We start from the raw sequence: 13,971 nt of genomic DNA on the forward strand, positions 1-13,971 counted from the left end.
GAATGAAACATAAGTTTTAATTGTATAAGGAATGCCAACGTCATGTGTTACCTATGCGTAGGAGTGAGCTTTCCGACGCGAGCAGACGGACGTTCCTCAAGAGTGCGGGCGCCGCAGGCATCGTCGGTCTCGCCGGCTGTATGGGCGGCGGCAACGGCGGCAACGGCGGCGACGGTGACGGTGGCGGGGGTGAAGACACCGCCTCCGGCGGCGGCTCGACGGCGGGCGAAAGCGGGGGCGGCTCCGGCGGCGACGGCTGGACTCCCGACCGCAACCTCACGGTCATCGTCCCGTGGGGTGCCGGGGGCGGGACCGACACCATGACGCGCGGCATCATGCAGCCGGCCGAGGAGATCCTGCAGGAGCGGGGCGTGGACATCAGCATCCAGGTCGAGAACATCACCGGCGCCAACGGGCTGAACGGCGCCCGCCGTGTCCTGAACAGGCCGGCCGACGGGTACACCCTGTTCGCGAGCACGCAGGCGATCTCGCCGAACATCGCGCTCGACAACGCGGACTTCACGCTCGAGGAGTGGGCCGGCGTCTGTCGCGTCCAGCACGACACCAGCTGGATCTACTCCAGCGGTCGCGACGGCGTGGGACACGAGTCACTCGACTCGCTCCTGGAAAAGGCCAACGGCGAGGGAATCCAGCTCGGCGCGGTCGGCGGCGTCACCGGGGCGGCGTTCCTGATCCAGTTCGCGGAGGCGGCCGGGATCCTCGAGGGGACCCAGATCGTTCCGTACCAGGACGCGGGCCGCATGCGGACCGACATCATCTCCGGCGAGATCGACGGCGGGTTCGGCGAGATCCAGGAGATGCAGTCGGCCTACGAGGCGGGTGACGTCACGCTCCTCCTCGTCGGGACGGAGGACCCGGTGGACGACTTCCCGGACGTCGTCGCGGCCGGCGAGCGTGACTGGAGCGCGACGTACGGCGTCTCCCGAGGGTTCAATGCGAAGGCGGGGACTCCCACCGAGGCCCTGGAGTACTGGGAACAGCTGATCGAGGAGGCGATGGAGTCCGACTCCTACCAGCAGCTCGAACAGGAGACGCTCGTCTATCTCCGAGAGGGGTACCTCCCGCGGACGGAGTTCATGGACGTACTCGAGCAGAACGTCCAGCTCTTCAACGAGATGGAGGAGACGTACGAGCAGGTGCGGAGCTAGATCCGACGGACTGCTCGCCCGACATCCCCCTCCCCGCGGTCCGCGGGCACGGGCGAGTGAGGATACCACGAATGACAGAACTCAAACGACCGAGTTACGTACGCGACAACCGATCATGGTAATCAACGAACTGTTCGCCGGATTCGGCAACATCTTCACGCCGCTGAATCTGCTCATATTCGCCGGCGCGCTGGTGCTGGGGATGCTCAGCGGAGCGATTCCGGGCATGAACGGGACGATGACGGTCGTCCTCCTGATCCCGCTGACGTACGTCATGGACGCGACCACGGGCATCATGATGCTCGCGGTCATCTACGCCGGCGCGGTCTACGCGGGGTCCATCAGCGCGATCCTCTTTCGCGTCCCGGGTGCGCCCGAGGCGATCATGACGACGCTCGACGGGTACCCGATGAACCAGAAGGGAAAGCTCCGGGAGGCGATCAGCACCGCGGTGTTCTGCTCCGCGTTCGGCGGGATCGTCGGGACGGTGTTCCTGATCCTCTTCTCGCCGATGCTCTCGGAGTGGGCCTACCGAATCTCCAGCGCGGAATTCTTCGCCGTCATCCTCCTCGGATTGGCGTTGGTCACGACCATCGGCTCCGGTAACGTCACCAAGGCGTCGATGATGATGGCCGGTGGCCTGTTCATCGGCGTGATCGGGCTCGATCCGATGACGGCCCGTCCGCGGTTCACCTTCGGGAGCCAGACGCTCATGAGCGGGATCAACTTCATCCCGGTCATCCTCGGCGTGTTCGCCCTCTCCGAGGTCCTCAAACAGCTCCGTCAGGAGGGACAGATGATCGGCGGCGACGGGGGTGGAGAGATAGACATGGAGAACGCCAGTTCCGGCGGCATCTTCCCGCCCGTCGACTACATCAAGCGGTTCTCTCGGATTCTGGGGCTCAACTCCGTGCTCGGGACGTTCATCGGCGTGCTGCCGGGCGCGGGCGCGACCACCGGGGCGCTCTTCGGATACACGTTCGGCCAGCGCATCGTCCCGGAGAAGATACGGAAGCAGTTCGGAACGGGTGTTCCGGAGGGTGTCGCCGCCCCGGAGACGGCGAACAACGCCGCGTGCAGCGGTGCGTTCGTTCCCCTCCTGACGCTCGGCATCCCCGGGAGCGCGACGACGGCCGTCATCCTCGCTGCGTTCATCCTCCACGGGATCCGTCCCGGACCGGGGATGATCCAGGCGCAGGGCGAACTGGTCTACACGATCTTCGCCGCCCTCCTCCTCGCGAACGTCGGCATCCTCCTCGCGAACAAGCTGATCGTCCGCTCGTTCGTCAAGATTCGACACATCCCCGAACCGCTCCTCCTCTCTCTCATCGTGATGTTCTCGGCCATCGGAGCGTACGCGACGCGAAACATCGTCTTCGACCTGTGGGTGATGCTCGTGTCGGGGGTACTCGGCTACTACCTCGAACAGTACAACTACCCCATCGCGCCGCTCATCATCGGCCTCGTCCTGGGCCCGCTGGCCGAGCCGTCGCTGCGGCGGGCACTCATCAAGTCACAGGGTGACTTCGCGGTGTTCCTGACCCGACCCATCTCGGCGGTGCTCGTGGTGCTGTCGGTGCTCGCGTTCTTCATCCCCCTCCTCCAGGACACCGGCGCGGGGCAACGGATCGTCGACAAACTGTTCGGAGTGGAGGAGGCGAACTCATGAGTCGACCGGACCCCGACGCCGAGGAGACGAGCGGAACGGACGCGCTGGACGAACTGCAGAGCAACGAGGTACCCAACCGGTACGTCGACGGCCTGATAACGCTGGGGTTCATCGCCGGAGCGGTCTTCTTCCTGTATCTCTCCGGCGACCTCGGGGGGATCAGTGGGTCGACGTACGATCCCGGTGCGGCGTTCTGGCCGCGGGTCACGCTCGTCACCGTCCTCGTCGCCGCCGTGATCAATCTGGGACTCGTCGTCCGGCGTCTGCGCGACGGCACCGAGGACGACCCCGGCGGGATCCGCCCCTCCCTCGACGGAGCGCTCGGAGACCTGTCCGACAAGCGGACTCAGTTCGGACTGGCAGTCGTGGCCGTCCTCCTCTATCTGGCCGCGCTCACGCCGACCGGGTTCGTCGTCTCGACGCCGGTCTTCCTGTTCGTGTTCGCCTGGATCTCGGGATACCGCTCCCCGGTCAGGCTGCTTGCGTTCAGCCTGTTCACCACGCTCTTCCTGTTCGCGCTCTTCAGAACGCTCTTCAACATCTCGCTCCCGTACGGAAACGGGCCGTTCCGGGAGGTGAGCCTCTTCTTCGAGGTGCTCTTCAACGGCCTCATGCCGTAGCCCCCACCCCGCTCACACCGAAACGTATAACCGATATCGTGGTTATTCGTAACTTATGACGGATCCGATTTCGTCGTCGGGAGACGACCGCATCCTGGACGGCATCACCGTTGTCGACCTGACGACGTTCGTGACGGGGGGCTTCGCGTCGCTCATGCTGGCGAATCAGGGCGCCGAGGTGATCAAGGTGGAACGGCCGAACGTGGGCGACGACAATCGCCACTCCGGACCGCCGTTCGTCGACGCCGAGGGGTACGACGGACCCGGGACGGTCGCCGCCGAAGGGGGGGAGTCGCCCTACTTCTGGACCATCAACTACGACAAGCGAAGCGTCGAGTTGAACCTAAAAAACGACGACGCCAGGGAGGCGCTGTACGACCTGGCTGCCGAGGCGGACGTCTTCCTCGAGAACTTCCGGCCGGGAACCGCCGAGAGGCTTGGCGTCCACTACGACGAGATCAGGGAGCACAACCCCGACATCGTCTACTGTTCCATCTCGGCGTTCGGCGAATCGGGACCGTGGAGCGACCGCCCCGGCTACGACCTCCTGGTGCAGGGCACGAGCGGGATCATGGACGTGACCGGTCCCGAGGACGGCGACCCCGTCAAGGTCGGCGTTCCGCAGACCGATCTCGTCACCGCGATGTGGGCCGCCTACGGAGTCGTCGGCGCACTCTTCCGCCGGGAGCGGACGGGCTCGGGCGATCGGATCGAACTCGGGATGCACGACGCCGTGCTCCCCTGGCTCAGCAAGCAGGCCGGAAAGGTGTTCGCGGGCGGGGAGCCGACCCGCATGGGGACCAAGGACCCGGTGTTGGCCCCCTACCAGACGTACCGGACGAGCGACGGCTACCTCAACGTCGGGTGTGCGAACCAGAAACTCTGGGGGGAACTGTGCGACGCCATCGGCCGTCCCGAACTCGCCGACGACCCACGATTCGAGACGAACGCCGACCGGGTCGAACACATGGACGAACTCGAGGCCGAACTCGAGGAGACGTTCCGCGAACGAACGACCGAGGAGTGGGTGGGATATCTCGCTGACGAGAAGGGACTCCCCGTCGCCCCGGTGTTCGACGTCGAGCGCGCGCTCCACAACGAACAGACCGAAGCGCGAGACGTCGTCACGTCGGTCTCCCACCCCGCAGTCGGTGAGATTCCGGTCGTCGAACACCCGCTCAACTTCGACCGCGCCGACACCGGATTCGACGAGGCACCCCCGTTGCTCGGGGAGGACACGCGGGACGTGTTGACCGAACTCGGCTACTCCGAGGAGGAGATCGAGTCGCTCCGCGAGAGCGGCGCGATTCCCGAGAGGTAGTCCGACACCGGCCGAGAGAACTATCAGTTTCGTATATTGTCTCCATATGTTGTATGTCGGGCACACGGTGTCGGTCGTCGTCGCGAAAGCGACTCCCTCGATCCACGGCCGGTGGCAGGAGTCGATTCGATCACTTCGGACCGTGAGACGTCGGTATTCGCCCCGATGGCGACCGCAGGCGGCGTAGCAGTGAGCGGACACACCGACCGTCATCCGTGCCCCGGGAATTACGGGCATAATCCCGGACAAACGTCCGTCTTCGGCACGAACGCGGCCGTCTCGACACACTGCGGTCGCGGCGACCTCCCACCGCGCGGGACGGCGACGTCGACGCGTCGTACGGGACGAGAACATGTCGATAGAGAACTAAGACATTGAATAAACCAATATTCGTACGTTTCTGATACGGGTCGAGTACCGCCGAACGCGAGTCACGAGCGCTCGTCGTGGGTGGGGCGGGCGATCCGAACGGTCCCGACGACGCCAGTGAAAACCCTTATGTCACCGTTGGTTCTCAGTCCACGGAATGGAGGACACGATTCAATCGGTGGAGCGGTCCTTCGAGCTGATCGACGCCCTCCTCGAGCTGGACGGTGCGGGCGTCACGGAACTCGCGGAGCACCTGAACATCTCGGCGAGCGGGACGTACAAGCACCTCACCACCCTTCGGGAACTCGGCTACCTCGAGAAACGCGACGGAACGTACGAGGTGTCGTACGAGCTGTTCAGTTTCGGGGCGCGGGTGCGACGGCGAGAACCGCTCTACGAGGTGGGTCGGGAACCGCTCGACCAGTTGGCCCGTGTCACCTACACGCGGACCAACCTCTACGTCCGAGAGCGTCAGCACGCGGTCTGTCTCTACAGCACGTTCGGCGGACAGGACGGCAGTACGGAGTCGACGGAGGGAAGAGCTATCGCTCTGGAGGACAGCGCCGTCGGTCGAGTCATGCGCTCCCACGGGGAGAACCGGGACGTGCCCCGGGAGTGGGCGGACGGGCCGGAGAGCGGCCTGACGGTCGTCGACGATCACCAGGTCGGGATCGAGACCGAGGACGAACGCCGGCGTATCGCGGTCGAGATCGGCGGCTCCGATCGCGTGCGGGGATCGATAGAGGTACTCGCACCGATCGATCAGATCGAAGGACGACTCGTGGACGAGGACATACTCAGCATGATGGTCAGTACGGCCGAAACCATCGAAAGCCGGTTGTGAGGCCGGGTGCCGTCTCGTTCCCGGCACCGATTCCGCCCGCCGGTGTGTACGTGCGTCACCAGCGAGCGAAGCTCCCGTCCTCGTGGCGCCACAGCGGGAACTGGAAGTCGATATCCATCTTCGAGCGCTGACGGACGAACTCCTCGTCGATGTCGATGCCGAGACCGGGGCCGGACGACAGGGTCACGTACCCATCGTCGTAGTCGAACGGCCGTCCGTCCAGCAACTGGTGAAAGAGCGACTCCTCTGAGGCACCGATCACGTTGAAGGGCGTCTGCTGGACGGAGACGTTCGGCGCGGACAGTCCGAGGTGGAGACAGGCGGCGTAGGAGATCGGGCCGGTGGGACTGTGAGGGGCCACGGTCACGTCGTACGCCTCGGGGAGGCTCGCGATCTTGTTCACGGCGGTGATCCCTCCGGCGTGCGACGGCGACGGCTGGATCACGTCGACCACGCCGCTGCCGAGGAGGTCGGCGAACGCCTTGTGCGTGTACATCCGGCCCCCGGTCGCGAGCGGGATGCTCGTATCGACGTGCCGGAGCTGGTCGTTGTACTCGGGGAGAACGGGCTCCTCGATGAACATCGGCTCGTGGGGCTCGAGCGCGTCTGCGAGGCGTTCGACCATGGCGGGGGTGACCCGGCCGTGGAAGTCCACGGCGACGTCGACGTCGTCGCCCACCTCGTCTCTGACCGCCGCGAACTGCGCTCTCGTCCGGTCGACCATCGCCGGCGGTTCGATGTCCCGCGTCCGCAGCGGGGCGTTGATCTTGAGGGCGGTGACGCCCAGGTCGTGCAGGGTCGACGCCCGGTCCTGCAGGTCCCTCGACGGGTTCTCCTCGACGAACTGCTCGCCGACGGTCGTGTAGACGCGCAGCCGGTCCCGGACCCGCCCACCGAGGAACTCGTAGACGGGCAGGTCGTACTGCTTGCCCTTGATGTCCCACAGCGCGTGATCGATTCCCGAGATCGCGGTCATCAGGATCGGGCCACCGTAGTAGAACCCTCCGTAGTACATCCTCTCCCAGAGGTCGTTGATCTCCAGCGGATCCTCACCGACGACGAAGGCGTCCATCAGGAACTCGCAAGCCGCCTTCACGATGTTGGAGTACGCGCCCATCGTCGGCTCACCCCACCCCACGATGCCGGTGTCGGTTTCGACGCGGAGGCACACCAGTCTGGGAGGGAGCTTGAACAGCTCGTAATCCGTGACGGTGACCATGTTACCACATCCCGGAGAGCCATGGAATAGCCTTTCGGGTCGGTGGACGGCGCCGCTCTCGGGGGGTCCCGGGCGGTCCCCGGCGGTGAGCGGAGCCTCACCCGCGAACCCGCTCGGCACTGTCACCGGCCGGACCGCGTCTTCCCGCCGAGAAGCAGTTCTCGTGAAGACATGAACGGATTGCGGACGACCCGCCGTCCGGAACGTCGAAACCCGTCCCGGGAGATCACCCGGAGTCGCCGGGTCCGATCCGTCGTCGAACCCCGATCCGAGCGCACACGGAGCGCGCCGGGTTCCGTGACGGGGTGTGACGTTTAGTATCCCACCCGCCAAACGGACGGTATGGCCGGTGAACTTCCACGTCAGCAGTTCGTCCTCGACACGTCGCTGTTCCTCACCGAGGAGATTCGCCGGGGGGACGAATCGCTGGAGACGGCCGTCCGCCGTCTGCTCGACCTGGTGGCGACGGCCCGCCTCGAACTCAACATCTCCTGTTACATGCCGCCCTCCATCCACGACGAACTCGGCGCGATGCTCCGGGACAGGGACGTGGAGGACGAGGTGTTCTCCCGACTCGACACCTGGGTGGTGCGAAAGAGCCCCGACCGGTACGGCGTGTCCATCCCCGCCAACATCGTCTACAACTTCATCGACGAGATGAGCGACCGAGTGGATCGGGGGCTGCGAGTCTCCGAGGCGGCGATCCGCGAGGTGGAGCAACTCGACCCCGAGGACCTGACCGCCGACGGGCACGACGAGTACATGACCGCCGCCGACCGCGTGCTCTCGAACATGCGCGACAAGTACCGACGGGCGCTCCGACAGGGGGTCCTCGATTCCCGGGAGGACTTCGACTTGCTCGTCCTCGCGCGCGAACTCGACGCGGGCGTGGTGACCGAGGATCGCGGAATCATCTCCTGGGCCGACGAGTTCGGCCTCCGCTACGTCCGCGGTGGCCAGTTCCCGACCCTCCTCGAGGAGTACGTGCGCGCGACCGGCGGCGAGCGCGGGGCCGCCGAGGAGTGACGGCGGGGACTGGCTCCGGGCCGATCGGCGAGACGCCCCTATCGGTCGACGGGAACATGCGGGGACTATATATGTGGAGTTGGCTCATCAGGGCACATGGACGAGACGGCCGAGCCGGGCCGCGTGCTCTACGTCGACGACCGGGAGACCGCGGTGGCGACGGCGGATCGTCTCGAACGGCTGAGCGACGACCTGACCGTCGAGGCCGCCACGGACGCGAGCGCCGCCCTCGACCGACTCGCGGGGGGACCGTTCGACTGCGTCGCCTACGCCGGGGACGGACTCGACTTCGTCGAGTCGGTTCGCGAGGTGGCCGCGGACCTCCCCGTCGTCCTCGTCGTCGAGTCGGAACGCGAAGGACTCGCCGGCGACGTGCTCGCCCGTGACGGCCTCGACTACTGCCGGGAACGACCGGGGTCGGCCGGCGACGAGGTGCTCGTCAACCGACTCGAACACGCCGTCGAGCGGAATCGCGCGGCGGCCGACCGCGTCGACCGGCTCGTCGCTGCCGTCTGTCGGGCGCTCGTCGACGCGGAGACGAGGGACGAAGTCGAACGGCGCGTCCGTGACACCCTGGACGACGCCGGCTACACCGCCTGGATCGGCGACTACGATCCGGAGCGTGGCGTCGTCGACCCGCAGGTTGCCACCGGGAACGCGAGCGCCCTCGACCGGATCGAAGTCGAAACCGACGACGCCCCGGCGGCACGGGCCGTCGAAACGCGCGAACCGGTCGTCGCGAGGGCGCGGACGACCGTGGGCGCCGTGTCCCGCGGTGGCGGCGAGACCGACCCCGGCGTCACGATGACCGTCCCGCTGGTCAGCGGGGAGACGATCCACGGCGTCCTCCAGGTGTGTACGGACCGGACGGAGGGATTCGGAGCCCGGGAGCGCGAGGCCCTGTCGACGCTCGGAACGGACATCGCCGACGCCATCGCCCGCGTCGAGGCCCGCACCCGTCGGGAGCGGCGGCAGCGACAGTTCCGGAGCGCCGTCGAACACGCCGGCCACGTCGTGTTGATCACCGACACCGACGGTCGGATCACGTACGTCAACGACGCCTTCGAGTCCGTCACCGGCTACACCGCGTCGGAGGCGCTCGGGCGCCGTCCCTCGATGCTCCAGTCCGGCGAACACGACGAGGCGTTCTACCGCGACCTCTGGGAGACGATTTCGTCCGGCGACACCTGGGAGGGCGAAGTCGTCAACGAACGCAAGGACGGCACACGGTACGTCATCGATCAGACCATCGCCCCGATCACGGGCGACGACAGCGACACCGACGGCTTCGTCGCCATCAACCGCGACGTCACGTCGCGCAAGGAACACGAACTCAACCTCGCCTTTCTCAAGCGGGCCATCGACCAGGCCGGCATCGGCATCGGAACCTACGGCGCCGACGGGTACGCGACGTACGTCAACGAACGGCTGGCCGAGCAGTTCGGGACCGACAGGGAGGACCTCCGGACCGAACACATGTGCGCGCTCGATCCCACCCTCGACCGGGAGCGGTTCTCGGCGTACTGGGACTCGTTCGACGACGGCGAGCGGCGGATCTACGACACGCACATCGAGCGCCTCGACACCGGGGAGCGGCGTCCGGTCGAGGTCGTCACGTCCCGCGTCCGGATCGACGGCAAGGCCTACCAGGTGAACACGGTCCGGGACGCCGCCGAGCGCAAGCGCCAGGAACGGGACCTCGAACGCTTCCGGAGCGCGGTCGACCACGCGGGCCACAGCGTCCTCATCACCGACGTCGAGGGGCGAATCGAGTACGTCAACGGGGCCTTCGAGGAACAGAGCGGCTACTCCGCCGCGGAGGCGATCGGTCGGACGCCCTCCCTGGTGCGCTCCGGCGAACACGACGAGGCGTTCTATCGCGACCTCTGGGAGACGATCCTCGACGGCGAGGTCTGGCAGGGCGAAGTCGTCAACGAACGCAAGGACGGCGAGGAGTACGTCGTCGATCAGACCATCGCCCCGATCACGACCGACGGCGACATCGACGGCTTCGTCGCCATCAACCGCGACGTGACCGAACTCAGGGCCTACGAGCGCGAACTGGAGGCACAGAACGACCGGCTCAAGGAGTACGGCCAGACCGTCGCCCACGACCTCCGGAACCCGCTCGCCCTCCTCGACGCCGAACTCAAGCAGTTCCGCGCGACCGTCGACTGGGACGCGGAGGCGGTCGACGCGGCGGCCGTTCGCGAACTCTGTGAGAACGCCCGCGCGGCGGTCGACCGGATGGAGACCCTGATCGACGACCTGCTCGCGATGGCCGAACACGGACGGCGGGTGCTCGATCCGGAGCCCGTCTCCCTCGAGTCGGCGGCGGCGGCCGCCTGGTCACAGGTCGGCGGCGACGACGCCGGCCTGTCCGTCGGCGACACCACGGTCGACGCCGACCCCGACCGCCTCCGTGAGTTGCTCTCCAACCTCTTTCGCAACGCGGTGGAACACGGCGGCACGGACGTCCACGTCCGGGTGGAACCGCTGGACTTCTCGACCGGCTTCGCCGTCGAGGACGACGGCCCCGGCATTCCCCCGGACGAGCGCGAGGAGGTGTTCGAGCGCGGGTTCACCACCGCGGCGGACGGCACCGGCTTCGGGCTGGCCATCGTCGAACAGATCGCCGAGGCCCACGACTGGGACGTCTCGGTGACCGAAGGACGGGACGGCGGCGCACGGTTCGAGTTCCGCGTCGACGGATCGCGGTGATCCGGGGCACCTCCCGGCGGCGGGAACGGTTATTAGCGCGCCGGGCCAACTGCACCTAATGGTCGTGACCCCCGTGCCCGAGGCGGTCTGAGCGTGGCGGGAGCCGTGTTCTGGGCGCTCGTCGCCCTGGCGACGCTCACCAGTTTCGTCACGGCGTGGACCCTCGGCGCCAACAGCAACTCGCCGCCGTTCGCGCCCGCCATCGGTGCCAACGCCATCTCCACGATGCGGGCGGCCTTCCTCATCGGCATCCTCGCCGCGTTGGGGGCGCTGACACAGGGCGGCGCCATCTCCGAGACGGTCGGGGCCGGCCTCGTCGACGGCGTCCGGATCACGTCGCTGGCGGCGACGGCCGGCCTGCTGACCGCCACCGGGTTCATGGCCGTCGGCGTCTACACCGGCTACCCCATCCCGGCGGCGTTCGCAACCACCGGCGCGATGGTCGGCGTCGGCCTCTCGCTCGGCGGTGATCCCGCCGTCGACACGTACCGCCGGATCGTGACCTTCTGGGCGCTGGTTCCGCCCGTCTCCGGCGGCCTGGCCTACCTCACGGCGACGCTCCTCCGTCGCGACGACATCCCCGAAACGGTCGGCGTCCCGCTCCTGGCGGCCCTCGTCGGCGGCATCGTCGCGAACGTCCAGTTGTCGGTCGTCCCCTCGCCGCCCGGCGTCGGCGGGAGTTCGATTTCGGGGTTCGTCGCCCGAGGGCTCCCCGCCCCGACCGTCGGCGGCGTCGACCCCGTGGTCGTCGCCGTGACCCTCGCCGCCGCCGCGGCGAGCTTCCAGTTCATCCGTCGGCGCACGCAGCGATCCGTCGACGACGGCGTCCGTACGTTCCTCGTCGTCCTCGGGAGCGTCGTCGCCTTCTCCAGCGGCGGGAGCCAGGTCGGGTTGGCGACCGGGCCGCTCGAGAACCTCTTCACGGCCGAACTCGGACTCCCGGGCATCGCCCTCCTCTTTCTCGGTGCGACGGGCATCCTCGCCGGCGCGTGGATGGGCGCGCCCAGACTCCTGCAGGCCACCTCCCGTGAGTACGCTCAACTGGGAATCAGACGCTCCATCGCCGCGCTGGTCCCCGGCTTCGTCATCGCCCAACTCGCCATCGCCCTCGGCATCCCCATCTCGTTCAACAACATCATCATCTCGGGGGTCATCGGCGGCGGCCTCGCCGCCGGCTCGGCGGGCGTCTCGCGGAAGAAAATCGCCGTGACCGTCGCCTTCTGGCTCGTCACGCTCGTCACCTCCGTGCTGGTCGGCTTCGGCCTCTACCGCGCCTTCGCCGCCGTCCTCGGCTAGCGAACGACGGTCACCGTCACCGGTGCCTCCCCGACCACCGCCGTCGCCACCGTCCCGAGCAGACGCCGGGCGACGGCGTTTCGCTCCCCCCCGTGTCCCCCCATGACGATTCGGTCGACGCCCGTCTCGGCGACGTACTCGAGGATGGTCTCCGCGGGGTCGCCCGTCCGGACGACGGTGTCGACCGTCCGGTCGGCGTCCGCGGCCCGGTCACGCGCCCGTTCGACGAGCCGTTCGGCTCGGTCGCGTGCGTCGTCGCGTCGCTCCTCGTCGGCGCCGAGAATCCCGCCCTCGCTCATCCCCCGGTCGAGTGGCGTCGCCACGTTCAGGACCGTCACACGGCAGTCGAAGAGTGAGAGGGCCTCCGCAAGCGCCTCGTCGGCGAGCGGTGAGCCGTCGAGCGGGACGAGGACGTGTGAGGGGGGCATGGGGTGGGCTTGGACGCGCGGCAAAATAGCTCCGGTGGTCGGCCGGGAGCGGCGTCCGTACGCGCCCGGCGTGCGTCGCCGCTCCCGTTAGGTCCGCGCGACGTGATTCGGAGTGGGTTCGCGACTGGAGTGGCCCGACACCGGAGAAGTAGTCCCGGGCGGATTCGAACCGCCGTCCTGGGCTCCAAAGGCCCAGATGATTGGCCACTACACCACGGGACTACACGTCGCTGTTCGGCGGCCGCCCCGTATAAATCCAGCCGTTCGCGTCGTCAGTCAGCCGGGTTCTCGCACTCCACGTCGAGTTCGGCGCAGGCGTCGGCGTCGGCGTCGAAGCAGTCCGGGCAGTTCGGGTTGCGGTTGATGATGGTGTCGAGGCGCTCGGCCACGGTGTCGTCGATGACGGCTTCGAGTTCGCGGGCCTCGGCACGGAAGTCCTCCACGTCGAGGACGTTCGCGAGGAACCGCTCGATGATGCAGTACGTCTGAATCGCGTCGCGGGCGCGGGTGATCCCCTCGTCGGTGAGGCGGACCCCCTTGTACTTCTCGTGTTCCGCGAGGCCACGGGTTTCGAGCTTGCCGATCATCTCGTTCGCGCTCGCGGGGCTCACGTCGAGCATGTCCGCGAGCGCGCCCGTCGCCGCCGGGCCGTCCTCCATCTCCTGGATCAGGTAGATCGCCTTGAGATACTGGTCTGCCGTGTTCATCGCTAATCCCGTTTCTCCATGATCTTCGTCACCTCTTCGACGCCGTCGGCCTCGTCCTCGCGGATCGACCGCAGAACTTCGAGCAGGCGCTCCCGATCCACCGAGAACCGAGCGTCGCTGGCCTCGATCGCCGACACGAGGTCGTCGTAGAACTTGTACGCCGTCTCCTCGTTACAGAGCTGATCGTAGAGGACGCCGTCGAAGTCGTCGGGTTTGGTCTGTGCGTACTGCGCCTCGACGAGCGCCTCGATGTCCTCGAAGGGGATGGACTCCGCGTCGAGGTCGGCGACCAGTTCGTCCAGTCGCTCGCGGTGGGCCGCCGACTCCTCGGCGGCGTCGGCGAGGAGTTCCTCGACTTCGGGATCGAGGCTCCGGTCGACGTCGAGCGACTGGTAGTGGTGGTGGGCTCGTGCCTCGACCACCTCCTCGAGGACGATACCGATCTGGAGGAGGCGGGCTAACTGGTGGTCGGAGCCGACCCGGTGGCTGACGCTCATCGGAACGACTGCCACCTCCGTTCGACTGTGACCGGGACGGGCATACGATGCAATCGGGGAGAGGGGAACTTAAGGTGTTCCCTGC

12 protein-coding genes and 1 tRNA gene are annotated in these 13,971 nt (G+C 67.3%); 8 read left to right on the forward strand and 5 right to left on the reverse strand.

Going from position 1 to position 13,971, the window contains the following annotated elements; translation table 11 throughout:
• The first annotated feature begins 53 nt into the window (after positions 1-53).
• The 5 genes from NBT67_RS07910 (at position 54) to NBT67_RS07930 (ending at position 5,992) form a co-directional block, all read left to right on the forward strand.
• Positions 54-1,169 (forward strand): tripartite tricarboxylate transporter substrate-binding protein, encoded by a 1,116-nt coding sequence (locus NBT67_RS07910; RefSeq protein ID WP_251344304.1) that lies wholly within the window; start codon positions 54-56, stop codon positions 1,167-1,169.
• A gap of 115 nt (positions 1,170-1,284) precedes the next feature.
• Positions 1,285-2,838: a tripartite tricarboxylate transporter permease gene (locus NBT67_RS07915; RefSeq protein ID WP_251344305.1), complete on the forward strand. Its 1,554-nt coding sequence runs from the start codon at positions 1,285-1,287 to the stop codon at positions 2,836-2,838.
• Positions 2,835-3,458, forward strand: a complete 624-nt coding sequence (locus NBT67_RS07920; RefSeq protein ID WP_251344306.1) for a tripartite tricarboxylate transporter TctB family protein — start codon at positions 2,835-2,837, stop codon at positions 3,456-3,458. The genes NBT67_RS07915 and NBT67_RS07920 overlap by 4 nt, the downstream gene beginning before the upstream one ends.
• 55 nt (positions 3,459-3,513) lie before the next feature.
• The gene (locus NBT67_RS07925) at positions 3,514-4,779 is read left to right on the forward strand and encodes a CaiB/BaiF CoA transferase family protein (protein ID WP_251344307.1); all 1,266 of its coding nucleotides are present in this window, start codon (positions 3,514-3,516) and stop codon (positions 4,777-4,779) included.
• Between the two features lie 526 nt (positions 4,780-5,305).
• Positions 5,306-5,992, forward strand: a complete 687-nt coding sequence (locus NBT67_RS07930; protein ID WP_251344308.1) for an IclR family transcriptional regulator — start codon at positions 5,306-5,308, stop codon at positions 5,990-5,992.
• Between the two features lie 55 nt (positions 5,993-6,047).
• Here the strand turns inward: NBT67_RS07930 and dgoD are convergent, their stop codons facing one another.
• Positions 6,048-7,211 (reverse strand): galactonate dehydratase, encoded by a 1,164-nt coding sequence (gene dgoD, locus NBT67_RS07935; protein WP_251344309.1) that lies wholly within the window; start codon positions 7,209-7,211, stop codon positions 6,048-6,050.
• A 342-nt stretch (positions 7,212-7,553) separates the two neighbouring features.
• Here dgoD and NBT67_RS07940 point away from each other — a divergent pair, with 342 nt between their 5' ends.
• The 3 genes from NBT67_RS07940 (at position 7,554) to NBT67_RS07950 (ending at position 12,254) form a co-directional block, all read left to right on the forward strand.
• A complete protein-coding gene (locus NBT67_RS07940) occupies positions 7,554-8,237 on the forward strand; it encodes an RNA ligase partner protein (RefSeq protein ID WP_251344310.1) in 684 nt (227 codons plus the stop codon).
• 96 nt (positions 8,238-8,333) lie between these two features.
• Entirely contained in the window at positions 8,334-10,958 is a 2,625-nt protein-coding gene (locus NBT67_RS07945) for a PAS domain S-box protein (RefSeq protein WP_251344311.1), read from the forward strand.
• A 93-nt stretch (positions 10,959-11,051) separates the two neighbouring features.
• The gene (locus tag NBT67_RS07950; protein ID WP_251344312.1) at positions 11,052-12,254 is read left to right on the forward strand and encodes an inorganic phosphate transporter; all 1,203 of its coding nucleotides are present in this window, start codon (positions 11,052-11,054) and stop codon (positions 12,252-12,254) included.
• On the opposite strand, the gene NBT67_RS07955 is transcribed toward NBT67_RS07950, so the two are convergent.
• From NBT67_RS07955 to NBT67_RS07970, 4 genes are all read right to left on the reverse strand, one after another.
• Positions 12,251-12,682 carry a universal stress protein gene (locus NBT67_RS07955; protein WP_251344313.1) on the reverse strand — a complete coding sequence of 144 codons (432 nt, stop codon included), beginning with the start codon at positions 12,680-12,682 and terminating at the stop codon, positions 12,251-12,253. The two genes, NBT67_RS07950 and NBT67_RS07955, sit on opposite strands and share 4 nt — an antisense overlap.
• 149 nt (positions 12,683-12,831) lie before the next feature.
• Positions 12,832-12,904: transfer RNA gene (locus NBT67_RS07960), tRNA-Gln, on the reverse strand.
• A 50-nt stretch (positions 12,905-12,954) separates the two neighbouring features.
• The gene (locus tag NBT67_RS07965) at positions 12,955-13,389 is read right to left on the reverse strand and encodes a metal-dependent transcriptional regulator (protein ID WP_251344314.1); all 435 of its coding nucleotides are present in this window, start codon (positions 13,387-13,389) and stop codon (positions 12,955-12,957) included.
• A 2-nt stretch (positions 13,390-13,391) separates the two neighbouring features.
• On the reverse strand, positions 13,392-13,886 hold the full coding sequence (locus NBT67_RS07970; RefSeq protein ID WP_251344315.1) for a ferritin-like domain-containing protein: 495 nt from the start codon (positions 13,884-13,886) through the stop codon (positions 13,392-13,394).
• Between the last annotated feature and the right edge of the window lie 85 nt (positions 13,887-13,971).

It is taken from the genome of Haloplanus sp. GDY1 (genome assembly GCF_023703775.1).
GTDB lineage: Archaea > Halobacteriota > Halobacteria > Halobacteriales > Haloferacaceae > Haloplanus > Haloplanus halophilus.